Below are 21,697 nucleotides of genomic sequence, written 5' to 3' on the forward strand. Positions count from 1 at the left end.
TCCTTAAGCGTCGCGCGGCTGCAGATAGCGGAAGTTCAACCAGGCCAGCGCCACGCAGAACACCGACATCACCAGGCTGGCGGCCAGCGCGCGGCCGAAATTCAGCGATTTGATGCCGAACTCGTAGGCGTAGAACAGCGCGGTGTAGGTGGATTGCATCGGTCCGCCCTTGGTCATGATCTGCACCTCTTCGAAGGCCTTGACCGCGGCCAGCACCGACATCACCGAGCACAGCAGGATGGTGGGCGCCAGCAGCGGCACGGTGATGCGCCAGAAGCGCTGCCAGGCATTGGCGCCGTCCAGCTGCGCGGCTTCGTAGATGTCGGCCGGCACCGCTTGCAGGCCGGCCAGGTAGAGCACCATATACCAGCCCAGGCCGCGCCAGATGGTGATGAACATCACCGCGAACAGCGCGATGCGGTCGTCGTTGAGCCAGCCCACCGGTTCGTTGATCACCCGCAGCCAGTGCAGCGCAGCGTTGAGCACGCCGTCCTCGGTGTACATGAAGTTCCAGATGATGCCGATCACCGATACCGAGGTGACCACCGGCAGGTAGTAGGCGGCGCGGAACCACTTGATCGCCGGCAGCTGGTTGTTGACCAGCACCGCCAGCAGCATGGCGATGATCTGGATCACCGGCACTACCAGCAGGTAGACGGCGGAGTTTTTCAGCGAGGCCAGGAACAGTTCGTCGCCGAACAAATCGCGGAAATTGTCCAGGCCCACCCAGCGCGGACTGTCGATCAGATTGTACTGGGTGAAGGCGATGAAGCTGCCGAAGCCCACCGGCCAGAAGGAGAACGCCAGCATCAGCAGCAGCGCCGGGGCCAGGAACAGATAGGCTTGCAGCGTGGTCTTGGTGCGCATGGGCAGAACCTTGTGACGTAGCGGCAGGCCGGCGCCGGGATGCGGCGTCGGCCTGCGGGTTGCGGGGCGGCGGGGTCTGGGACGCCGCCGCGTTCAAGCGCGTATCAGAACCTGTTTACGATCTGCTGCGCGTCGTGAGACGTCACACGGTGAGTACCGCTTCGAAATGCTGATGTAGCACTTGTACATTCCGCTTTCTCAGCCGCAACGCCTTGTCTCGTCTTCGCTCGCGAGATCGTAAACACGTTCTCAGAGCTTGCCGCTCCAGAACGCCGCCGCCTCGTCCAGCGCGGCCTTGGGGTCCTGGCGGCCGGTGACGGCTTTTTCCACCGCGGCGGCCAGGCGGGCGGACAGCACGTCCGGATCCTTGACGCCGGCCAGGTAGATGGTGCGGGTCTTGTCCAGGCTGGCGGCGGCCACGCCTACGGCTTTTTCCGCCGCGCCGGCGTCATTGGCCACTTTCTGGAAGTAGGGGTCCTGCGCCGCCTTGCGCGCGGTGGGCAGGGTGCCGGCCAGTTTGGCGAAGGCGAGCTGGTTGTCGGCGTTGGTCAGGTAGTTGCCGAACTTGCCTATTTCCGGCAGCAGCGCCTTGTTGACGTTGCGCGCCACGCCGAAGTTGAACATCCAGCCGCCGGCGGCGATGCCGGTGGGGCCGATGGGCGCCGGAGCCACCTGGGTGGACTGGTAGAGCTTGGGCGCTTCGTCGCGCACCCGGGTCAGCGAGGCCGGGGTGGTGACCAGCATGGCCATGCGGCCGCTGTTGTAGGCGGCGATGGAGACCTGGAAGTTGTCCTGGGCGAACAGATTGTCCTTCAGCAGCGCGCCGGATTTGTAGGCGTCGCCCAGTTTTTTCAGCATGGCCACGTGGGCCGGGCTGTTGAACACCGGCTTGCCGTCCTTGAGCAAGGGCAGGCCGTTCTGGATCAGAAAGCCTTCGATCTTGGTGGGGCCCAGCGCCGGCGCGAAGCCGGCGACGCCGGTCTTGGCCTTGATGGTTTTGGCGTAAGCCAGCTGCTCGTCCAGCGATTTGGGCGGCTTGGCCGGGTTGAGGCCGGCTTTCTTGAACAGTTCGGCGTTATAGGCGATGACGTTGGCGCCGTTGTAGTGGGGGAAGGCGTAGACCTTGCCGTCGAAGGTCACGTCCTTGATCGCGCCGTCCACGTACTGGCCCTTGTTGATCACGCCGTCCAGCGGCTGCAGCAGGCCGCTTTGCTTGTAGTCGTAAGCCCAGGGCACGTTCAGGTTGACCAGGGCCGGCGGTTTGCCGGCGCCGACGGCGGCGGTGAACTTGGACTGGATCACGTCCCAGGGGTAATCGGTCCATTTGATTTCGACATTGGGGTTCTGGGCGTTGTATTTGCCGACCAGGTCCTTGAAGTAGCCGTCGAATTTGGGCGACAAGCTCATGGTCCACACTTCCAGCACTGGTTTGTCGGCGGCCAGCGCCGGCAGGGCGACGGCGCAGCCGGCGATGAGCAGGGCGGCGCGAGCGAAGGCGTTGAGTTTCATGATGGTTTCTCCTTGGGGGCCGGCGCTGGCGGGCGGCCAGTCTGACGGCGGGCTTGCTGTGTTGTTATGCCATTTGATTGGCGTTTTTCCGCATTGTGGCATTGAAGTGGTGTCAATGAAAGCGAGACCAGTTCAATGCCAGTGAGCCGACGGCCGGACGGGGGAGGAAGGGCCCCGGCCGGCCGCGCGGATCAGAAGGTCTTGCTGTAGGAAGCGATCACCTTGACGTCGTTGCGGTCGGATTTGCCGTAGAAGCCGTCGGTGCGCAGCCAGGCCGGGTAGACGCCGATGCTGGCGCCCTTGAACATGCCGCTTTGCACGCTGTAGCCGATGCTGAAGTCCACTTCGTGCGCCTTGGTGTCGGCCTTGCCCGGGTTTTTCATTCCGGTGGCGTAGTTGCCGGACAGGCCCACGGTCAGGCCGGGCACGCCCACCTTGGCCAGGTCGTAGTTGACGCCCAGCTTGTAGACGGTGGTGCCGTCCCAGACGAAGTCGTCCAGCTGGCCCCAGGTCTGGATGAAGTTGCGGTTGTCGCTATTGCCCCACGGCGTCATGCGGAAGTTCAGTTCGCCGGAGTCCGGGGCCTTGGTGTAGCCCAGGCCGCCCATCAGCGTCCAGCCGTTGGTGGCGTAGCTGACGCTGCCGCTGGCGTGGTATTCGTTCTTGGGATTCTGGATGCCGGAGAGCTGGGTCTGGTACTTGCCGGTGAAGTAGTAGCCGGTGGCGGTCAGCTTGTCGTCGCCGTTGAGCTGCCAGGAGTAGGAGCCGGCGATCTGGGCGTTGCGGCGGTAGTCCTTGCCTTCGCCTACGCCGACGTCGACGAAGCCGTTCTTGGGCGCGTAGCGGAAGCCCAGGCTGTTGACGTAGTCGACGCGCTTGGCGGCGCTGCCGTTGCTGCGGCCCTGTTCCCAGGAGTTGCTCATGTCGCGGAAGCGGGTGTCCCATTCGTTGCGGAACTGGTCGGCCCAGCCGTAGCCCACTTCGAAGTCGCCGAATTTGTATTTCATTTCCACGCCGCGGTAGGCGTGGGATTGCAGGCCGCCGGAGGTGCCCAGGGTGCCGATGCCTATCGGGGTGTAGCCGGCGCGGGCGGAGAAGCCCTGGCCGTCCTCGTGCTGGCGGAATTTCAGCGCCGCCTGGCTTAAGACCGCGGCGCTCTTGTCCACGCCGCCGGGCTGGGAGCTGTCGTTGACGTCGTGATTCAGCACTTCCGACCAGCCCTTGCCGCTGTCCAGGCGGATGGCGGCGTGGGCGGCGGCGTCGAAGCCCAGCTTGTTCCAGGCGTAGCCGGAACGGAAGTTCAGGCCCAGGTTGAGCGCGTTGACGGTGATGTCGTCGCGGTTCTTGCCGTTGGGCGGGGCCGGCCAGTCCGCCTGGCGGTTGCGGCCGTAATAGATGGCGCTGACGGTGGTTTCGGACTTGGTGATCAAGTCGTAGACGTCCACCGGTTCGAAGGTGGACGGCGCGCCCTGGGTGGGCGAGGTGTCGTTGGTCGGAATCGAGTCTTCCGCCGCCATGACGACACAGGGCAGGGCGGTCAACAGCAGTAGGGCAAGCTTGGTCGGCTTAGGCATTTCAGTCACTCCAATCACGTGGCGACACCTCTGGCGGATGTCCTGCGCTAAAACTATCTGGTCTTTTACTGGTGCTCAATTGGTATCTCATTGGTATTGCAAAATAATTCGTCATATTGTTGCAATGCTGCCATGCACATGGGTTTGCAGGAAGTAGCCGTTCTTTGACGTCAGATGGACGCTGAATGCGAATGAAAGGCATCTGCTTTTTGTTTTTACGAACAAAATTTGGAGCGTCAACGAATGACTGGCCGTGGAGGCTATGCGTTTTCAGTCGCGATAGCGTGTGTGGGCGCGGAGAATGTTCGCTTGTCGACATTGCTGCTGTGCAGCATGACCTTGAGGCCAAGTCCGGCTCCGGCTGACCCATAGGCCACCGGCCATTGCCAGACTAAAAAAAAGCCTGGCAAGCGCCAGGCCAAGTGCGGAGAGGAGGTAAGCGGCGCTTCAGCCGGCGGCCGCCAGCGAATGGCCGGTCTGCAGCGGCGTTTCGCCGCCCTGGCTTTGACCGGCCTGAGGCAGGGTGAAGTAGTTGATGCTGGATTGCAGCTCGTGCGACATCTGTTCCATCTGGCTGGCGGAGTCCGCGGTCTGGCTGGCGGCGGCGCTGGTTTCCTCGGACATCTGCGCCACTTTCTCCACATTGGCGGCGATGCCGGTGCCGGCGGCCTGCTGCTCGTGCAGGGACACCGAGATCGCGCTCAGCGATTGCTTGACCCTGGCCACCTTGTCGTTGATGCCGGTGATGGCGGCGCGCGCGTCGCTGGCCTGTTGCAGCCCCACTTCCATATGGTCCACGGTGTGGTGGATGTTCTGCACCACGTGGGCGCTGCTATCCAGCATTTCGCGGATGCTGGCGCCGATTTCGGAGGTGGATTGGGCGGTGCGCTCGGACAGTTTGCGCACTTCGTCGGCCACCACGGCGAAGCCGCGGCCCTGTTCGCCGGCGCGCGCGGCCTCAATGGCGGCGTTCAGCGCCAGCAGATTGGTCTGGTCCGCCACGTCGCGTATCACCTGGATCACGTTGGCGATCTGCTGCGAGCGGCTGCTCATCAGGTCGGCCTGGTCTTGCGAGGCGCGTGCCATGTCGGCCACCGATTCTATGGTGTGCAGGGTCTGGTCGATGATGGATTCGCCGCGGGTGGCCAGTTCGCCGGTGGAGACGGATTCGGTGGCCACGTCCGTGGTGTTGTCGTCCACCGAGCAGATGCTGACCGACAACTGTTCCACCGACGCCGACATCGACGAGGCGGCGCGAGTCTGTTCCTCCGCGCTGGCGGCCACCTGCTCCGCCGCCGCCGCCAGTTCCGTGGCGTTGGCGCTCAGCTGGCTGATGATCTGCTGCATGGCGCGCACCATGCGGATCAAGCCGCTCTGCATCCGCGCCATGGAGGCGATCACGCTGTGTTGATCGCCCGCCTTGACCTGCAGTCTTTGGCTGAGGTCGCCGTTGGCGATGCGTTCGGTCAGCGCCACTACGTCGCGCGGCTCGCCGCCCAGCTCGGCCATCAGCGAGCGGATGATGATCAGCGACAGCACGGCGCCCAGCGCCACGCCGCAGATCAAGAGCGCGATGGCGACGGCGCGGCTGGCGGCGGCGCGTTCCTGCGCCTTGGCGAACTCTTCCGCCGCCACCCGCAGCTGCAAGTCGATCAGCGCGGCGATGCGGTTGGCGATGGGATCGATGGCCGGGTACATTTCCTTGTCCAGGAAGAGCTGCATCGCGGCGCGGTCCCCGGTCTGGGCCAGGCTTTTGAGCCGCGCCACGCTGGCGTCGGCCTGGCGCATCGCCGCCTCGGCCTGGTCGGCCAGGGTTTTTTCCTCGGCGGTCAGATAGGTGGCGCGGTAATCGCCCCATTGTTTTTTCAGCGCCGCCTGCGCGGCGTCGATGCCGCCTAGAAAACCGGCGGCGTCGATGGCGCCGGCATGCAGCTTGTGCGCGCCGTCCACAATGCCCACCGCGTAGCTGTCGGCCACGGTTTTCAGCTGTTTCAGGCAGACCACCCGGTCGTTGTAGGTGGTGGCGAAGTCGTCGAGTATGCCTTTTTGCGCGTGCTGGCCAAACAGGCTGATCAGGATGGTGATGGCCAGCAGGGCCGCGACGAGCGCGCTTAGGCGCTGGGCGATGGTCAGGCGGTTGAACATGACGCTCTCCGAATTGGTTTTTACATGCATAAAACCGATTTTGACTATTTGGAGGTGTAGTCGCGGCATGTGACGGCGGCATGGCAAGGCCGTGAACCTGGGGGTTTAACTTAAAAGCCGCTGCTGCAAAATTCTACCTATAACTACATGATTCCGTTATAATTCCGCCCCTTTGCGGCCGCCATCGCCCGACGCGGCCACCTATACTAAATGTCAGGAAACGCCATGAGCCTGTTGTCGCACCAGATCGAGTTGCTATCGCCCGCCAAGACCGCCGAAATCGGCCGCGAGGCCATCTTGCACGGCGCCGACGCGGTGTACATCGGCGGGCCCAGCTTCGGCGCGCGCCACAACGCCTGTAATAGCGTGGAGGACATCGCCGGCCTGACCGCGTTCGCCCACCGCTACCACGCGCGCATCTTCGCCACGCTCAACACCATCTTGCATGACGCCGAGCTGGAGCCGGCGCGCAAGCTGATCTGGCAGTTGTACGACGCCGGCGTGGACGCGCTGATCATCCAGGATATGGGCATCCTGGAACTGGATCTGCCGCCTATCCAGCTGCACGCGTCCACCCAATGCGACATCCGCACGCCGGAAAAAGCGCGTTTCCTGTCCGACGCCGGCTTCTCCCAGGTGGTGCTGGCCCGCGAGCTGACCATTCCGCAAATCCGCAAGGCGGCGGACGCGGTGGGCGACGACGCCACCATCGAATACTTCATCCACGGCGCGCTGTGCGTGGCCTTCTCCGGCCAGTGCTATATCAGCCACGCCGACAACGGCCGCAGCGCCAACCGCGGCGACTGTTCGCAAGCCTGTAGGCTGCCGTACACGCTGACCGACAAGGATGGCGGCGTGGTGGCTTTCGACAAGCATTTGCTGTCGATGAAGGACAACAACCAGAGCGCCAACCTGGAGGCCTTGCTGGACGCCGGCGTGCGTTCCTTGAAGATCGAGGGCCGCTACAAGGACGTGTCCTATGTGAAGAACATCACCGCCCATTACCGGCTGCTGCTGGACGAGATCATCGAGCGGCGGCCGGAGCTGGCGCGCGCCTCCAGCGGCGACAGCGAGATCTTCTTCGCGCCGGACCCGGACAAGACCTTCCACCGCGGCGGCACCGACTACTTCGCCACCGGCCGCAAGATCGACATCGGCGCTTTCGATTCGCCCAAATTCGTCGGCGTCGGCCTGGGCGTGGTCAGCAAGGTGGGCTCGGACTGGCTGGAGATCGCCACCGGCGAAACCATGAGCAACGGCGACGGCATCAACTTCATGAAGAAGCGCGAAGTGGTGGGCGTGCAGGCCAACACCGTGCAGCAAGTGGGCAAGACCGCGGACGGCGAGCTGTTGTGGCGGGTGTTTCCCAACGACGTTTCGGTGCTGGCCGGCCTCAAGCCGGGCGTGGACATCAGCCGCAACCGCGACCACGCCTGGGAACTGGCGCTGCTGAAGAAGTCCGCCGAACGCAAGGTGGGCGTGTGGATGACGCTGAGCGAAAACGCCGAAGGCCTGGAACTGAGCATTACCGACGAGGACGGCGTCAGCGCCTCCGCCTGTAGCCCGCTGGCGCTGGAGCCGGCCAAGGACGCCGACAAGGCGCTGGCCGGCCTGCGCGACAATCTGGGCAAGCTGGGCAACACCATGTTCGTCGCCCACGAGGTGACGCTGCAGCTGTCCCAGCCGTGGTTCGTGCCGGCCTCGGCGATCAACGCGCTGCGCCGCGACGCCATCGCCCGGCTGGAGGCCGCGCGCTTGCAGGCCTGGCCGCGCCAGCCGCGCAAGGCGGCGCTGGAGCCGCCGGCGCCGTATCCGGAAAAGACGCTGAGCTATCTGGCCAATGTCTACAACAACCTGGCCTGGCAGTTCTACCGCAAGCACGGGGTGGAGCTCATCGACGCCGCCTACGAGGCGCACGAGGAAGAGGGCGAGGTCAGCCTGATGATCACCAAGCACTGCCTGCGCTTCTCCTTCAATCTGTGTCCGAAGCAGGCCAAGGGCGTGAAGGGCGTGATGGGCCAGGTGCGCGCCGATCCGATGACGCTGAAGTCCGGCAACGAGACCTATACGCTGAAGTTCGAATGCCGGCCCTGCGAGATGCATGTGATGGGCAAGATGAAAAAGCACATCCTGAAGGCGGCGCCGCCGAGCGAGGTGCCCTACACCGCGCCCCTGACCTTCTTCAAGCAGCGTCCGCAGTCTTGAGTGCTGGATTGCCGGTCTGAAACGGCCGGCGCGCCGATTGCGGCGGCGGGGAGGCGCGTAAAATGCGCCTCTTTCCTTTTTTCCTATTTGGAACAATCCTTTAATAAACGATCGCCGGCCACGCCGGCAGCACGGGGAATCAAACGTGGCCGACATCGAGCGCCTGGACACCTGGGTCAAATACAAGAACGGTTTATGCGAGGACTGCATGGGCAGCTGCTGTTCCATGCCGGTGGAAGTGCGGCTGCCCGATCTGGTGCGCATGGGCGTGGTGGACGAGTTCGAGTTGGAAGAACCGATCAAGAACATCGCCAAGCGCCTGGAAAAGCAGCGGCTGATCCAGCATTTCAATTTCAAGCGCGAGCTGTTCACGCTGGCGCGGCGCGCCAACGGCGATTGCATGCACCTGGATCAGAAGACCCGTTTGTGCACTATCTACGAGCGGCGGCCCAATACCTGCCGCAACCATCCCAAGGTGGGCCCCAAGCCGGGCTTTTGCGCGTATACCCGCAATCCGCAGAAGATCGCTTTCCATCGCAACACCGCGGCGTGAACGCTGTTTCACGTGAAACCCTCCGTTGATTCGACTGGATTGTCATGAACCCCATTTATCCTTTATTCGCTTTCCTCATCGGCGTCGTGGTGCCGCTGCAGGCCGCCATCAACAACCAGCTCAAGGGCGTGCTGGGCAATAGCACGCTGCTGGCGGCGCTGGTGTCGTTCTCCGTGGGCAGCCTGTGTCTGGCCGGCCTGGCCGTCGCCACCGGTCAAAAATGGCAGGATCTGGCGCAATTGGGCCGGGTAGAGTGGTGGATGTTGTTGGGCGGCGCGATGGGGGCGATGTTCGTGTTCGGCACCACCTTGCTGGCGCCGCGGCTGGGCGTGGCGGCCATGCTGTCCCTGGTGATCGCCGGCCAAGTGTGCGTATCCCTGATGTTCGACCGTTTCGGCTGGTTGGCGATGCCGCTGCGCGAGGTGAACGCGCCTCGGCTGCTGGGCGCGGCGCTGGTGGTGGGCGGGGTGTTGTTGGTCAACTTCGGCGACAAGTGGTTTGGACGCGCTTGAATGATGGGCGCGGAGCCAACACGCTAAAAACGGCAGCCTGAGGCTGCCGTTTTTCTTGGCCGGCGCGCGGCGCTTACTTGGGTTGCGGCTTGGCCATCGGACTCATGCGGCGGCCCATCTGGCCGTGCCATTGGTCCATCACCTTCTGTTGCTCCGGCGTCAGTTGGGCGTAGAAGGTTTTCAGCGCGTCCAGGCGCTTCTGCATCGCGTCCTGATGTTGTTTCATCATGTCCAGCATGCGCTCCATGCGCTGCGGCGCGGTGTCGCCGGCCTGGGGCTTGGGCGGCATCGTCCGTTCGCCCGGCTTCATCGAGGCGGCGAAGGTTTTCCAGGCGGCTTCCTGGTTCGCCTGCAGCTTCAGTTGATCGTGCAGCCCTTGCAGATGGCGCGCGGCCATGGCTTCGCGCTGGGCCGGGTCCATGTGGCGGCCTTTTTCCATCATCGGCATCGGGCTTTGCGTCGGGGCCTCGCCGGCGGCCAGCGCGGAACCGGCAACGCCGGCGGCCAGCAGCGTGGCGATCAGCATGGGCTTGAACAGCTTGGTCATGATTGAAGACTCCTACCGAGGTTGATCATGCAGCCAGTATTGACCACGGATGTCTGGCAAGTGTTGCGGCTAGGGCGGGGCTTGTTATCGAGTGTTAACCGGGCCGGCCGGCTTAGCAGTTTGCAACAATGCGCGGAGGGATGTCGTCGGGGGCCGGCTGCTTAAGGTTCTGTCCTGCCGGCGAGGCGATTAAGCGATGCTTAGAGTCTGTTCAAAGTCTGCTGCGCTTGGTGAGACGCGACCGGCCCATCTGCCGTGGGCGCTTTCCGCTTTCTCAGCCGCAAGGTCTTGCCCCGATCTTGCTCGCGAGGCTTTGAACCGCTTCTTAGTTGTGGGACTCATTGCCTTGGCCGGCCTGCAGTTTGCGCATCGGCCCCTGGCCTCGGCCGCCCATCAGCGGTGGGCTGTCCTGGTCCATGATTTTTTGCTGCTCGGGCGTGAGCTGGCCGTAGAAGGATTTGAGCGCTTCCAGCCGCTTTTGCAGGTTCAGCAGGTGGCGCTGCGCCATCAGCACGCGCTGCTCCATGCGCTCGGGCGCGGTGGACGCGTTTTCGCAAGGCGGCGGCGGGCCGGGGCGGGTGGCGCTGGCGAAGGCCAGCCAGGCGGCTTCCTGCGCCGGCTGTATCTTGAGCTTGTCGTGCAGCGCTTTCTGGTGCTGGGCGATGAAGGCGTCGCGCTTGGCCGGGTCTATCTTCCACGACCGGCCGGCGAAGTTGCCCATCGGCGGGCATGCGGGCTCCGGCGGCGCGGCCAGAGCGGCGCCGGCGACGAGGCTGGCGAGTATAAAGGGTATCTGCGGTTTCATAGGCGGGCCATTCCATTGATGGCTGCGACGCGGGCGGACGGCATCGGCAGGATCACTCCATTATTCTGGATGGCGACTGTCAATTAAGTATGAGTTGGCCGGGGTCAATTGTTACCAAATGTAAAGCCCGTCCGCAAGCGTTTTGCCTACGGGCTTTTTCCCGACCGGCGCGGGGATTTGAACTAGAGTGAATTGCGGCATTCCCTTATCGTCGCCGGAGCGTTTTCGCATGAGCCTGCCTGACTCTTCATTTCCTTGGTTCTCCGCGCTGGGCGCGGGCGGTTTGAACGGCGCCTTGGTGGAGTATTGGATCGATGCCTGGCAGCGTTCCGTGCTGTATTGCGATATTTTGCGCCAGCGCGGCGACACCTATCTGGAGCACGCCGCCTCCGGCCACCCGCCGGTGCTGGTGTTCGACTATGACATCATCGTCGACGGCCGCGAACTGGAACAACCGGTCAATTACGCCTTGTCGGCCATCCGTCCGCCGGACGGCTGCCCGAAACCGGACCCGGCCAAACGGCCCTTCGTGGTGATAGACCCGCGCGCCGGCCACGGGCCCGGCATAGGCGGTTTCAAGATGGATAGTGAGATCGGCATCGCGTTGCGCCAAGGCCATCCTTGTTATTTCGTGATGTTCTTCCCGGTGCCGGAGCCCAAGCAGACGATTGAATGCGTGTGGCGGGCCGAGAAGATCTTTCTGCAAAAGGTCAATCAACTGCATCCGCACAGTTCCGGCAAGCCCTTCGTCATCGGCAATTGCCAGGGCGGCTGGGCCTTGGCGATGCTGGCGGCCACCGCGCCGGAACTGGTGGGCCCCATTCTGCTGGCCGGTTCGCCCTTGTCCTACTGGGCCGGCGTGGCCGGCAAGAATCCGATGCGTTATTCCGGCGGCCTATACGGCGGCACCTGGATGGCCTCCCTGGCCGGAGACCTGGGCCACGGCCAGTTCGACGGCGCCCATCTGGTCAGCAATTTCGAGCAGCTGGACCCGGCTAACACCTACTGGAAAAAGCCTTACACCCTGTACGCCAAGGTGGACAGCGAGCGCGAACGCTTTCTGGAGTTTGAACGCTGGTGGGGCGGCCACTATCTGCTGAACAAGGCGGAAATGGAGTGGATTGTGCAGAACCTGTTCGTCGGCAACCGGCTGAGCCACGGCGAGGTGACGCTGGAGCAGGGGCGGCAGGCGGTGGATTTGCGCAATATCCGTTCGCCCATCGTGGTGTTCGCCTCCTGGGGCGACAACATCACGCCGCCGCAGCAGGCCTTGTTCTGGATCGCGGATCTGTACCACAGCGTGGAGGACATCCGCGTCAATGAGCAGACCATCGTCTATTGCCTGCACGAACAGGTGGGCCATCTGGGCATTTTCGTGTCCGCCGGCGTGGCCAACAAGGAGCACAGCGAACTGGCCAGCGCGCTGGACCTGATCGACGTGCTGCCGCCCGGCCTGTACGAGGCCATCATCACCGATACCCACCCGGAAATGGCCGGGCTGGAATATCTGCAAGGGCGCTATGTGATCCGCTTCGAGCCGCGCGACATCGACGACATCCTGGCCCTGGGCGACGGCCGCCAGGGCGAGGCCGCTTTCGAAGTGGTGCGTCGGGTGGGCGAGGTCAACCAGCAGTTGTACGACACCTTCGTCTCGCCCTGGCTGCGTTTGTACGGTAATGAGCACACCGCGCGCTGGTGGCGCGAAATGCACCCGTCGCGCCTGGAGCGGCGCTGGTTCTCCAGCCGCAACCCCTGGCTGGCCGGGCTGAGGCAATGGGCGGAGCAAGTGCGCGACGAGCGGCGGCCGGCGGCGGAGGACAATCCCTTCTGGCAATGGCAGCAAAGCTACGCGCGCTTGATGGAGACCGCGCTGGACGGCTGGCGCGACGGCCGCGACGCCTGGCAGGAACTGAGTTTCCGTAGCCTGTTCGAATCGCCGTGGAGCGCGGCGCTGACCGGCTTGAAGCCGCAGCGCGAATACGGAGTGCGCAAGGCGGATGGCAGCTGGGAGCGCAGCGAGATGCTGCGGCTCAAGCGCCAGGAGCTGGAAGCCCATTACGCCGAGGGCGGGCCGGTGGACGGCTTTTTGCGGCTGCTGATCTATGTCGCCATCGGCAACGGCGTGGTGGACGTGAGGCCGTTCAACGCCATCCGCCGGGTGATGCAGGAAACCGCCCTGGGCGAGGATTTGACGCTGGAGCAGTTCAAGCAGGCGGTGCGGCGGCAAACCTGGCTGGTGCGCAACGACGAGAAACGCGCGCTGGCGACGCTGGAGCATTTGCTGCCCACCGAGGAGCAGCGCCAGTTCTCGCTGGAATTGGCCATCCTGTTGCTGCAGGCGGCCGGGCCCATCAGCGGCGAAAAACAACAGCGGCTGGGCCGGCTGGCGCTGGCGATGGGCTTGGCGCAGCGGCACGCCGCTCCCGCCGCGGCCCCGGCGCCCGTCAAGCCCGCGCCCCAGCGCGCGCCGCGGCAACGCAAGCCCAAGCCGGCCGCGTGAGGGTGGCTTTGCGGCGCGGCGGGCGCAAGGTACACTGCGCCCGCCCAAGCCAGAAAACACGATCATGAACGCATCGCAAGCCAAGAACCCCACCCACGGCGTCACGCTGGAACAGATGCTGAACCAGCTGGTCGGCCACTACGGCTGGCCGGAGCTGGGCCGGCGCATCCAGATCCGCTGCTTCAATCACGATCCCAGCGTCAAATCCAGCCTGGCCTTCTTGCGCCGCACCCCGTGGGCGCGCCAGCAGGTGGAAGACTTGTTCGTGGCGCTGAAGACCCGGCCGCAGGCGGCCGCCGGTTCCGGAACGGACTCCCGTCCGCGGCTGTTTTCCAAAAAATCGTCCTGACGATCCATTGTCCCTGTCCACGGTTTGACGCTGTATTGCGTTATGGCGATGGGAACCCCCTATCGTCAGCCGGGAGCGTGAGATGGAACTGGAAATCAGCGTGGAAGCGGAGAAGAAGTACTTGAACAGCCTGGTGGCGCTGACCGTGGTGCTGCTGTCGGTGTTCATGGGACTGGGCAAGCTGAAGGACGACAATATCGTGCAGGCGCGCCAGCTCTTGAAGGCGGACGCCGTGGACGGCTGGTCCGAATACCAATCCAAGAAGATCAAACAGCATCTGGCGGAAAGCAGCCTGCGCCAGGCGCGTTTGCTGGCGCTGGCCAATCCGGCGGCGGCGGCGGCCTTGCGGCCGGAGCAAGCGGCGATTCAAGGCGATATCGCCCGCTACGCGGCGGAGGCGCAGGCTTTGCAGCAGAAAGCCAAGGCCAAGGAGCAGGGCTTCGAGGAGTTGAACGCTCGCCATGAGCTGTTCGACGTCAGCGACGCCGGCCTGTCCATCGCCGTGGCTTGCGCCGCGGTGGCGGCGCTGGCCGCCAATTTCATTCCGCTCTTGTGCGCCTGGGCTTTTGGCGCGCTGGGCGTGTTTTTCTGGCTGGCGGGCTTTGCCGGCTGGAACATCCATCCGGGCTGGATCGTTTCCTTGCTGGGCTGAGCCGCCGAGGCTGCGGCCCTATCGGCGGCAGGGTTGCAACTGTCATCGATTTGGATCAGGCTGTCCGGGTTTTCCGCAATCCTGCGTTTTGTCCCGAGACATTCTGAACTGGAGAAAAGCGATGAAACTGTATTTTTCCCCCGGCGCCTGCTCGCTGTCCCCGCATATCGTGTTGTTCGCCAGCGGCCTGCCGTTCGACACCGAGAAGGTCAATCTCAAGGTTCAGCCGCATCTGACCGAGGGCGGGGTGGACTTCTCCACCATCAATCCGCGCGGCTATGTGCCGGCTTTGCAGCTGGACAACGGCGAACTGCTGGCCGAGGGCGTGGCCATCGTGCAATACCTGGCGGATCAGGTGCCGGCCAAGCAGTTGGCGCCGGCCAACGGCACGCTGGAGCGCTACCGGCTGCAAGAGTGGCTGAACTATATCTCCACCGAGGTGCACAAGGGCTTCTCGCCGCTGTTCTATCCCAATAGCGACGAGCTCAAGCAGCAGGCCTGGGACAAGCTGACCCGCCGCCTGGGACTGGTGGAACAGCAGCTGGCGAAAACGCCCTATCTGCTGGGCGAACGTTTCAGCGTGGCCGACGCCTATCTGTTCACCTGCCTGAACTGGGCGCAGTTCGTCCAGCGCTCGCTGGGCGATTTCCCGGCGCTGATCGATTTCCAGAAACGCGTGGCGGTGCTGCCCTTCGTGCAGCAGGCCTTGAAGGCGGAAGGCTTGCTGGAATAATTCCAACTGGAACGGGAATACGTTCTCCGTTCCAGACAAGATCATGCCCGGCTTCGGCCGGGCATTTTTCATGGCGAGTGGATTTATACTGCCTCGGCCTGCAGGTGCCGCAGATACGCGTCCGCGCTGGCCTCGATCTCGGCGTCGCTCAGATCGTGCTCGGCGCCGTGCAGCGCGAAGCCGGGCAGCCATTCGGCGCGGAGGTAGCGGCAGGTCAGCTCGAACGGCCGCAGCACTTCCTCCATCCGGTACAGATAGCGGCCGTCGGGCGCGAAGTCCCGCTCGCGTATGCCGGTGGATACCGCCACGCTGATGCGCTTGTCCCGCATGCGCCAGTCTTCCGGCCATGCGCCGATGGCGAAGCCCTCGTCCAGCACCTGGTCCTGCCAGGTTTTCAACAGCGGCGGCGAACTGAACCAGTACAGCGGGAATTGCAGCACGATGCGTTGGTGGCGGTTCAGCAGCGCCTGTTCGCGCGCCACGTCGATATTGCCGTCCGGGTAGGCCTGATAGAGCGAGTGCACGGTGTAGCGCTCCGGGTGCCGGCATAACGCGGCCATCCAGCGGCGGTTGATTCGGGATTGTTCCAGATCGGGGTGGGCAACGATGATCAGGGTTTTCATGGCGCTTCCTGTAAAATGGGAGAGGGCATGCTAACAACGGATCAAGTTGTTGATAAGTATGCACTTTTTTGTTTCATAAGCACCAAGAGGTAACTGTGCCCGCATGAGCGAACTGAATTTCCCCATCGACGCCACCGTGCGGCTGGTGGGCGGCAAATGGAAATGCGCGATCCTCTGCCATTTGTCCGAAGACAGCCGGCGCACCGGCGAACTGCGCCGCTTGCTGGGCGGGGTGTCGCAGAAAGTGTTGACCGAGCAACTGCGCGAACTGGAGCGCGACGGCCTGATCGCGCGCACGGTTTACGCGGAAGTGCCGCCGCGGGTGGATTACCGGCTGACCGAGCTGGGCGACACGCTGCGGCCGGTGATAGACGCGATGTGCGCCTGGGGCGCTTTCTATCTGGAGCGGCCGACGGCGGGCGTATAATGCGGGCGCGATAAAACCAGAAAAAGGCTGTCCCGTGAAACTTGCGCCTCTCCTCCTCACCTCCCTGTTGGCCGCGACGGCCGTGAACGCTTGGGCTGCCCCGCTGAAGCTGCGGGTGCTGGAAACCTCCGACGTGCACATGAACCTGCTGGATTACGATTACTACCAGGACAAGCCGACGCAGGACTTCGGCCTGGCGCGCGCGGCGACGCTGATCCGCGCGGCGCGGCAAGAGGCGCGCAACAGCCTGCTGATAGACAACGGCGATCTGTTGCAAGGCAATCCGCTGGGCGATCTGGTGGCCAAGGTTCAGCCGCTGCGCGCCGGCGAGGTTCATCCCGCCTACAAAGTGCTCAACTGGCTGGGTTACGACGCCGGCAATATCGGCAACCACGAGTTCAATTACGGCTTGCCCTTTCTGGGTCAGGCGCTGAAGACGGCGGCCTTTCCCTACGTCAACGCCAATGTGGTGGACGCCAAGACCGGCCGGCCGTATTTCCAGCCCTATGTGTTGCTCAAGCGGGAGTTCAAGGACGAGGACGGCCAGCCGCAGACGCTGAACATCGGCGTGATCGGCTTTGTGCCGCCGCAGATCATGCAGTGGGACAAGGCCAATCTGCAGGGCAAGGTGGAGGTGAGGGACATCGTCGACACCGCGCGCCGCTATCTGCCTGAACTCAAGCAGAAGGGCGCCGACATCGTGATTGCGGTGCCGCATTCCGGTTTCGAAAAAGGCGAGAGCGCGCGCTTCGCCGAGAACTCGGTGGCCGGCCTGGCCGAGGTGGCCGGCATCGACGCCATCTTGTTCGGCCACGCTCACGCGGAATTCCCGTCTTCCGCCTTCGCCGGCTATCCCAAGGTGGACCTGGCCGCCGGCACCATCAACGGCGTGCCGGCGGTGATGCCGGGACGTTGGGGCGACCATATCGGCGTGGTGGACCTGGTGCTGGAGCGCGGCGACGGCGGCTGGAAGGTGAGCGGCAAACAGGCCGGCTTGCGCGCCGTCTACGACAAGCAGGCCAAGCGATCGCTGGCGGCCGCCGAGCCCAAGGTGGCCGAGCTGATCGCCGCCGAACACCGCCGGACGTTGGACTATGTGCGCGGCAAGGTGGCGGAAACCCGCGCGCCGATTTACAGCTACTTCGCCCAGGCGGCGGACGATCCCTCGGTGCAGATCGTGGCCGAGGCCCAGGCTTGGTATGTGAAGAACGCGATCAAGGGCACCGAGTACGAAGGCTTGCCGGTGCTGTCCGCCGCCGCGCCGTTCAAGGCCGGCGGCCGCCAGGGCTGGAATTACTACACCGAAATCCCGGCCGGTCCGCTGGCGATCCGCAATCTGGCCGATCTCTACATCTATCCCAATACGCTGAAGGTGGTGAAGGTCAGCGGCCGCGAAGTGCGCGAGTGGCTGGAGATGTCGGCCGGGCAGTTCCTGCGCATCGATCCCAAGGGCCCCAAGACCCAGCCGCTGCTGAACCCGGAATTCCGCTCTTACAACTTCGACAGCATCGCCGGCGTCAGCTATGAGATCGACGTCAGCCGGCCGGCGCGCTACGACGCCGACGGCAAGCTGGCGGCGCCGGACAGCCATCGCATCGTCAAGCTGAGCTACCAGGGCAAGCCGATAGACGAGAACGCCGGTTTCCTGGTGGCCACCAACAACTACCGCGCCTCCGGCGGCGGCCACTTCCCCGGCATAGACTCCAGCCGCGTGGTGGTGGATTCGCCGGACGAAAACCGCGCGGCGGTGGCCGCCTATCTGGCCGAGCGCAAGGTGGTGGACCCGGCGGCCAAGCCGGCCTGGCGCATCCTGCCGGTGGCCGGCGTCGCCATGCGCTTCGACACCGGTGCCGGCGCGTTGCGCTATCTGGCGCGCCAGCCGCAGTTCCGCCTGGCGGCGGAGCATGGCGACGGTTCGGTGAGCCTGGAGCTGGTGGAATAAGAGAAAGGTTTAAGAACCTGTTCAAAGTCTGCTGAGACGTGGCACGGTTGAGTACAACTTCGAAATACTCATGTACCGTATGTACACTCTGCTTTCTCAGCCGCAACGCCTTGTTTCGCTCGCGAGCTTTTGAACAGGCTCTGAGGCGGCAAGCGCCTGATGTTCCACGTGAAACCCGGATTGAGCGATGACCGAAGCCCTGATTGCTACTGAAAAACTCACCGCCGCATTGCAGCGTTTTGCCGATGAACGCGACTGGAACCGCTACCACACGCCGCGCGGCCTGATGCTGGCGCTGGTGGGCGAGGTGGGCGAACTGGCGGAAATCTTCCAATGGCTGAGCGACGAGGAAGCCGCCGCGCTGCGCGACGATCCGGCGCGCTTCACCCATCTGCAGGAGGAAATCGCCGATGTGCTGCTCTACCTGACGCGGCTGGCGATGGTGACGGGAGTGAACCTGGACGCGGCGGTACGCGACAAAATGGCCAAGAACGCCGTCAAATACCCTGTGCCAACGGCCGGCTGAGCGTATGGCATGAAAACGGCTAAGCTGAGGCCACGGTACGCGAGTGCATGACGCGGCCAGCTTCTATAGTGGATTCAATCAATAGCTGGAATGCATAGATGTCCGAGCAAATCCACCGCCTGCGCCAGATGCTGGAGCAGGCGGAAACCATTGTGGCGCTGACCGGCGCCGGCATGAGCACCGAATCCGGCATCCCGGATTTCCGCTCCGCCAACGGCCTGTGGTCGCGCAGCATGAGCCTGGCCGAAGTGGTGTCCATCGATTATTTTCGTCGCGATCCGGAGGCGTTCTGGCAGGCGTTTCGCGAGATCTTCCGCATCAAGTTGATTGGCGATTACCGGCCCAACGCCGGCCACCAGTTTCTGGCGGAATTGGAGCAGCAGGGCAAGCGGGTGACAGTGCTGACTCAGAACATAGACGGCCTGCACGCGCGCGCCGGCAGCGGCCAGGTGTTGGAATTGCACGGCAGCTTGCTGACCGCCAGCTGCCCCAGCTGCGACACCACTCACGCGCTGGACTACGTGCTGCATCACCCGCTGCCGGTCTGCCGGCTGTGTCACGACGTGCTCAAGCCCGACGTGGTGCTGTACGGGGAGGCGGTGCCCTTGATCGAGCTGGCCTTCGACGCCGCCTTGCAGGCGGACCTGCTGCTGGTGATGGGCTCGTCGTTGGAGGTGTCGCCGGTCAATCTGATCCCGCTGGAGGCGGCGCAGGCCGGCGTGGCCACCGCCTTGATCAATTACACGCCCACGCGCATGGAGCACGCTTTCGACCTGCGCATTCTGGGCGGCATCGGGGAGACCTGCCGCGCCTTGTCCGACGCTTGAGAGGCGGCGCAGGGCCCGCCGCGCGTCGGCTCGCGGGACTTTGAACCGGTGCTAAAAAACGACGAGGCGGTTTCGCATTTAAAATTCATTTGGTATTTCTGTGGCAAACTCCTATCTTTAAACATGTTGCAAAACCGTTCAAAAGGGGAATTTACAAATGGATGCCATTAACTGGACTCACTGGACCGATCTGGCGGTGAAGATCGGCCTCAATATCTTGTCGGCCATCTTGCTGTGGCTGGTGGGCCGCTGGCTGATCAATTTCGCCACCCGGCTGCTGGACGCCAAGCTGGCCAGCAAGTCGCTGGACCACACCATCCGCCAGTACGTGAAGTCCTTCCTGGACGTGACGCTGACCATTGTGCTGGTGATCGGCATCCTCGGTTTCTTCGGGGTGCAGACCACCACCTTCGCCGCGGTGATCGCCGCCGCCGGCGTGGCGGTGGGCATGGCCTGGAGCGGACTGCTGGCCAATTTCGCCGCCGGCATCTTCCTGGTGGTGTTGCGGCCGTTCAAAGTGGGCGATCTGGTGGGCGTGGCCGGCGTGATCGGCACGGTCAAGCATATCGGCTTGTTCGCCACCGCGGTGGACACGCCGGACGGGGTGCTGACCCTGATCGGCAATAACAAGATCTTCTCCGACACCATCCAGAACTTCAGTGTTAACGAACAGCGGCGGGTGGATTTGAAAGCCCAGTTGGCCGCCAGCGCCGATCACGCCGCGGCGATGAGCTTGCTGCGGGAGACGGTGGCCAAGGTGCCCAATGTGCTAGCCAGCCCGGCGCCGGACATCGGCCTGCTGGAGTTCACGCCCTTGGGACCGGTGTTGGCGGTGCGGCCTTATTGCAAGCCGCAGGATTACTGGCAGGTGTATTTCGACAGCAACCGCGTGATTCGCGAGACCCTGGCCGCCGGCGGCTTCCCGGCGCCGGAGCAGGCGATGGTGGTGCGTCAGAGCTGAGCGCCGCGGGCGCTGGACAACAATAGCGGGGCCGCTGGCCCCGTTTTGCTGCGTGTTGGCCGGTTTAGCGGACGTCGTTCCGCCGCGCGAACTCGTCCATCTGCTGCTTGAGCTCGGGCATCAAGCGCTGGCCGATGTCCTTCATCAGCACCGGACCGATTTCCGCCGTGATCTTGGGCATCAGCCGCAGCATCTTGCTGCCGGTGGGGGTCTGATAGAAAGCGCTCATCTCGCGGATCTCGGCGACGCTGAAATTCTTGCTCAGCGCCTGGACCTGCACTTCGTTCATCAATTTGCGGGTTTCGGGGGATTGGAAATAGGCTTGCTGGGTTTTCATCACCTGCTGCAGAAAAGCGCCGACCTTGCTTTTGCAGTCCGGCGTTTCCGCGCAGTTTGGCAGGTTTTGCCACAGCTGCTGCTCCATTTGCTGCTGCATGGAGGCTTCCATCTGTTGCATCGTTTGCGCGATGATCTCGTCGTAACGCATCGCCCGCAGCAGGGCTTTGGCGGCGGCGACGCTGTCTTCGGCGGCGAACGCCGGGCCGGCGTGGAACAGCGCGGCGCACAGGCCGGCGGCGAGAAGGGGCTTAAGGCGCATGGTCGTTTCTCTTGTTGGAATAAACGACCATGCTGATGGCTTAGAAGGTTGGCGTCAATTGAGTGGGGTCTCGCTCAAGAGGCCGGCGGGAAATCTCCCAGGTCCTCGCAGCGCTCCACCAGCAGGCTGTCTGGGCTGGCGTTGGGGATGTAGACCTGGTTGACCGGCGAGGGCGGATAGTTGGCGTCCGGCGCGCAATCGGCGCTCTGGCCCGGGCCCACCGCCACCTGGGCGCCCACTTTCAATTGGCAGCGCACCATGCGGTTGAGCTGGCTCCAGCTTGGGCAGATGGCGTTGGCGGCGCGGTAGGCGGCCACCGGCCCTTGCGGCTGGCTGAACGACCACCAGCGGCCCAGCCGCGAATTGGCCTTGGCGCTGTCGTACACGCGGTAGACCGTCACGGTTTGATCCGCCGGCTCCTGGCGCCGTACCTGGCCGGCGCACAGGCCGCCTTTGCCGGGCTGGCCCAATGCGCTGTTCAGCAGATCGGGATTGTCCACCGCGGCCATGCCGGGCAGGGCTGGCTGGGTCAGGCCGGCGCAGCGGTCGCTGCCGGGCGTGGACGCGCAGCCCAATAGCAGCGCGCAGGCGGAGGCGAGCAGCCAGTGGCGACAGTTCAGGGACATATGGGGTCTCCTATGCGGACAAGCTTGGGATGGGACGGCGCGAGAGTGCGCCAGTCTTGAGGCTAGGAAATGCTTTTGGCATTTTCAATGCGAGCAGGGCGCGACCGGCAGAAAGAATGGGTAAAAAAAGGGCGTCGACCTTGGTCGACGCCCGCAAGCTGTAGGAACACTCGGGTACTACGTTTACAGCAACTTCAATCTGTTCAACTTAGAACC

The 21,697-nt window shown here is 63.8% G+C and carries 21 protein-coding genes; 12 read left to right on the top strand and 9 right to left on the bottom strand.

The window, feature by feature from the left end:
• Nucleotides 1–3: 3 nt before the first annotated feature.
• From QUG03_RS00535 to QUG03_RS00550, 4 genes are all read right to left on the bottom strand, one after another.
• Nucleotides 4–867 carry a carbohydrate ABC transporter permease gene (locus QUG03_RS00535; protein WP_500819141.1) on the bottom strand — a complete coding sequence of 288 codons (864 nt, stop codon included), beginning with the start codon at nucleotides 865–867 and terminating at the stop codon, nucleotides 4–6.
• Between the two features lie 249 nt (nucleotides 868–1,116).
• Complete coding sequence (locus QUG03_RS00540) at nucleotides 1,117–2,376, bottom strand: ABC transporter substrate-binding protein (protein ID WP_227105885.1); 1,260 nt, start codon at nucleotides 2,374–2,376, stop codon at nucleotides 1,117–1,119.
• A 191-nt stretch (nucleotides 2,377–2,567) separates the two neighbouring features.
• Nucleotides 2,568–3,950 carry an OprD family outer membrane porin gene (locus QUG03_RS00545; protein WP_107801326.1) on the bottom strand — a complete coding sequence of 461 codons (1,383 nt, stop codon included), beginning with the start codon at nucleotides 3,948–3,950 and terminating at the stop codon, nucleotides 2,568–2,570.
• Between the two features lie 447 nt (nucleotides 3,951–4,397).
• Entirely contained in the window at nucleotides 4,398–6,095 is a 1,698-nt protein-coding gene (locus QUG03_RS00550) for a methyl-accepting chemotaxis protein (RefSeq protein WP_488905226.1), read from the bottom strand.
• A gap of 225 nt (nucleotides 6,096–6,320) precedes the next feature.
• Here QUG03_RS00550 and QUG03_RS00555 point away from each other — a divergent pair, with 225 nt between their 5' ends.
• The 3 genes from QUG03_RS00555 (at nucleotide 6,321) to QUG03_RS00565 (ending at nucleotide 9,365) form a co-directional block, all read left to right on the top strand.
• A complete protein-coding gene (locus QUG03_RS00555; RefSeq protein ID WP_488905227.1) occupies nucleotides 6,321–8,300 on the top strand; it encodes a peptidase U32 family protein in 1,980 nt (659 codons plus the stop codon).
• A gap of 145 nt (nucleotides 8,301–8,445) precedes the next feature.
• Complete coding sequence (locus tag QUG03_RS00560) at nucleotides 8,446–8,853, top strand: YkgJ family cysteine cluster protein (protein ID WP_235085579.1); 408 nt, start codon at nucleotides 8,446–8,448, stop codon at nucleotides 8,851–8,853.
• Nucleotides 8,854–8,897: 44 nt separating this feature from the next.
• Entirely contained in the window at nucleotides 8,898–9,365 is a 468-nt protein-coding gene (locus QUG03_RS00565; RefSeq protein WP_107801322.1) for a DMT family transporter, read from the top strand.
• 73 nt (nucleotides 9,366–9,438) lie between these two features.
• On the opposite strand, the gene QUG03_RS00570 is transcribed toward QUG03_RS00565, so the two are convergent.
• Together QUG03_RS00570 and QUG03_RS00575 are read right to left on the bottom strand one after the other, a co-directional pair.
• On the bottom strand, nucleotides 9,439–9,912 hold the full coding sequence (locus tag QUG03_RS00570) for a Spy/CpxP family protein refolding chaperone (RefSeq protein WP_227105879.1): 474 nt from the start codon (nucleotides 9,910–9,912) through the stop codon (nucleotides 9,439–9,441).
• A 325-nt stretch (nucleotides 9,913–10,237) separates the two neighbouring features.
• The gene (locus QUG03_RS00575) at nucleotides 10,238–10,717 is read right to left on the bottom strand and encodes a Spy/CpxP family protein refolding chaperone (protein ID WP_253314751.1); all 480 of its coding nucleotides are present in this window, start codon (nucleotides 10,715–10,717) and stop codon (nucleotides 10,238–10,240) included.
• Nucleotides 10,718–10,946: 229 nt separating this feature from the next.
• Here QUG03_RS00575 and QUG03_RS00580 point away from each other — a divergent pair, with 229 nt between their 5' ends.
• The 4 genes from QUG03_RS00580 to gstA all read left to right on the top strand — a co-directional run bounded on the left by QUG03_RS00580 (nucleotide 10,947) and on the right by gstA (nucleotide 14,951).
• Nucleotides 10,947–13,217, top strand: a complete 2,271-nt coding sequence (locus QUG03_RS00580; RefSeq protein WP_227105877.1) for a TerB family tellurite resistance protein — start codon at nucleotides 10,947–10,949, stop codon at nucleotides 13,215–13,217.
• Between the two features lie 64 nt (nucleotides 13,218–13,281).
• On the top strand, nucleotides 13,282–13,566 hold the full coding sequence (locus QUG03_RS00585) for a VF530 family protein (RefSeq protein WP_107801319.1): 285 nt from the start codon (nucleotides 13,282–13,284) through the stop codon (nucleotides 13,564–13,566).
• Nucleotides 13,567–13,648: 82 nt separating this feature from the next.
• Entirely contained in the window at nucleotides 13,649–14,218 is a 570-nt protein-coding gene (locus QUG03_RS00590; RefSeq protein ID WP_227105875.1) for a DUF4337 domain-containing protein, read from the top strand.
• Nucleotides 14,219–14,339: 121 nt separating this feature from the next.
• On the top strand, nucleotides 14,340–14,951 hold the full coding sequence (gene gstA / locus QUG03_RS00595) for a glutathione transferase GstA (RefSeq protein WP_500819142.1): 612 nt from the start codon (nucleotides 14,340–14,342) through the stop codon (nucleotides 14,949–14,951).
• Between the two features lie 83 nt (nucleotides 14,952–15,034).
• Here gstA and QUG03_RS00600 read toward each other — a convergent pair whose 3' ends face one another.
• Nucleotides 15,035–15,574 carry an NAD(P)H-dependent oxidoreductase gene (locus QUG03_RS00600; RefSeq protein ID WP_500819143.1) on the bottom strand — a complete coding sequence of 180 codons (540 nt, stop codon included), beginning with the start codon at nucleotides 15,572–15,574 and terminating at the stop codon, nucleotides 15,035–15,037.
• A 103-nt stretch (nucleotides 15,575–15,677) separates the two neighbouring features.
• On the opposite strand from QUG03_RS00600, the gene QUG03_RS00605 reads away from it, so the two are divergent.
• The 5 genes from QUG03_RS00605 to QUG03_RS00625 all read left to right on the top strand — a co-directional run bounded on the left by QUG03_RS00605 (nucleotide 15,678) and on the right by QUG03_RS00625 (nucleotide 20,257).
• The gene (locus tag QUG03_RS00605; protein WP_107801315.1) at nucleotides 15,678–16,001 is read left to right on the top strand and encodes a winged helix-turn-helix transcriptional regulator; all 324 of its coding nucleotides are present in this window, start codon (nucleotides 15,678–15,680) and stop codon (nucleotides 15,999–16,001) included.
• A gap of 34 nt (nucleotides 16,002–16,035) precedes the next feature.
• Nucleotides 16,036–17,943 (top strand): bifunctional 2',3'-cyclic-nucleotide 2'-phosphodiesterase/3'-nucleotidase, encoded by a 1,908-nt coding sequence (locus QUG03_RS00610; protein WP_500819144.1) that lies wholly within the window; start codon nucleotides 16,036–16,038, stop codon nucleotides 17,941–17,943.
• Between the two features lie 187 nt (nucleotides 17,944–18,130).
• Nucleotides 18,131–18,469 (top strand): nucleotide pyrophosphohydrolase, encoded by a 339-nt coding sequence (locus QUG03_RS00615; protein WP_500819145.1) that lies wholly within the window; start codon nucleotides 18,131–18,133, stop codon nucleotides 18,467–18,469.
• A gap of 98 nt (nucleotides 18,470–18,567) precedes the next feature.
• The gene (locus QUG03_RS00620; protein WP_500819146.1) at nucleotides 18,568–19,296 is read left to right on the top strand and encodes an NAD-dependent protein deacylase; all 729 of its coding nucleotides are present in this window, start codon (nucleotides 18,568–18,570) and stop codon (nucleotides 19,294–19,296) included.
• A 157-nt stretch (nucleotides 19,297–19,453) separates the two neighbouring features.
• Nucleotides 19,454–20,257, top strand: a complete 804-nt coding sequence (locus QUG03_RS00625) for a mechanosensitive ion channel family protein (RefSeq protein ID WP_107801311.1) — start codon at nucleotides 19,454–19,456, stop codon at nucleotides 20,255–20,257.
• A gap of 64 nt (nucleotides 20,258–20,321) precedes the next feature.
• Here QUG03_RS00625 and QUG03_RS00630 read toward each other — a convergent pair whose 3' ends face one another.
• Nucleotides 20,322–20,855 (bottom strand): DUF2059 domain-containing protein, encoded by a 534-nt coding sequence (locus tag QUG03_RS00630; protein WP_227105869.1) that lies wholly within the window; start codon nucleotides 20,853–20,855, stop codon nucleotides 20,322–20,324.
• 74 nt (nucleotides 20,856–20,929) lie between these two features.
• On the bottom strand, nucleotides 20,930–21,481 hold the full coding sequence (locus QUG03_RS00635; protein WP_107801309.1) for a hypothetical protein: 552 nt from the start codon (nucleotides 21,479–21,481) through the stop codon (nucleotides 20,930–20,932).
• Nucleotides 21,482–21,697: the final 216 nt, after the last annotated feature.

The organism is Chromobacterium sp. CCUG 30098 (assembly GCF_059916605.1).

Bases quoted from the DNA above. Each gene is read 5' to 3' on its own strand.
- QUG03_RS00540 (WP_227105885.1), bottom strand. From the start codon at position 2,376: ATGAAACTCAACGCCTTCGCTCGCGCCGCCCTGCTCATCGCCGGCTGC.
- QUG03_RS00535 (WP_500819141.1), bottom strand. From the start codon at position 867: ATGCGCACCAAGACCACGCTGCAAGCCTATCTGTTCCTGGCCCCGGCG.
- QUG03_RS00615 (WP_500819145.1), top strand. From the start codon at position 18,131: ATGACCGAAGCCCTGATTGCTACTGAAAAACTCACCGCCGCATTGCAG.
- QUG03_RS00550 (WP_488905226.1), bottom strand. From the start codon at position 6,095: ATGTTCAACCGCCTGACCATCGCCCAGCGCCTAAGCGCGCTCGTCGCG.
- QUG03_RS00565 (WP_107801322.1), top strand. From the start codon at position 8,898: ATGAACCCCATTTATCCTTTATTCGCTTTCCTCATCGGCGTCGTGGTG.
- QUG03_RS00625 (WP_107801311.1), top strand. From the start codon at position 19,454: ATGGATGCCATTAACTGGACTCACTGGACCGATCTGGCGGTGAAGATC.
- QUG03_RS00575 (WP_253314751.1), bottom strand. From the start codon at position 10,717: ATGAAACCGCAGATACCCTTTATACTCGCCAGCCTCGTCGCCGGCGCC.
- QUG03_RS00630 (WP_227105869.1), bottom strand. From the start codon at position 20,855: ATGCGCCTTAAGCCCCTTCTCGCCGCCGGCCTGTGCGCCGCGCTGTTC.
- QUG03_RS00590 (WP_227105875.1), top strand. From the start codon at position 13,649: ATGGAACTGGAAATCAGCGTGGAAGCGGAGAAGAAGTACTTGAACAGC.
- QUG03_RS00635 (WP_107801309.1), bottom strand. From the start codon at position 21,481: ATGTCCCTGAACTGTCGCCACTGGCTGCTCGCCTCCGCCTGCGCGCTG.
- QUG03_RS00555 (WP_488905227.1), top strand. From the start codon at position 6,321: ATGAGCCTGTTGTCGCACCAGATCGAGTTGCTATCGCCCGCCAAGACC.
- QUG03_RS00580 (WP_227105877.1), top strand. From the start codon at position 10,947: ATGAGCCTGCCTGACTCTTCATTTCCTTGGTTCTCCGCGCTGGGCGCG.
- gstA (WP_500819142.1), top strand. From the start codon at position 14,340: ATGAAACTGTATTTTTCCCCCGGCGCCTGCTCGCTGTCCCCGCATATC.
- QUG03_RS00570 (WP_227105879.1), bottom strand. From the start codon at position 9,912: ATGACCAAGCTGTTCAAGCCCATGCTGATCGCCACGCTGCTGGCCGCC.
- QUG03_RS00545 (WP_107801326.1), bottom strand. From the start codon at position 3,950: ATGCCTAAGCCGACCAAGCTTGCCCTACTGCTGTTGACCGCCCTGCCC.
- QUG03_RS00620 (WP_500819146.1), top strand. From the start codon at position 18,568: ATGTCCGAGCAAATCCACCGCCTGCGCCAGATGCTGGAGCAGGCGGAA.
- QUG03_RS00600 (WP_500819143.1), bottom strand. From the start codon at position 15,574: ATGAAAACCCTGATCATCGTTGCCCACCCCGATCTGGAACAATCCCGA.
- QUG03_RS00605 (WP_107801315.1), top strand. From the start codon at position 15,678: ATGAGCGAACTGAATTTCCCCATCGACGCCACCGTGCGGCTGGTGGGC.
- QUG03_RS00585 (WP_107801319.1), top strand. From the start codon at position 13,282: ATGAACGCATCGCAAGCCAAGAACCCCACCCACGGCGTCACGCTGGAA.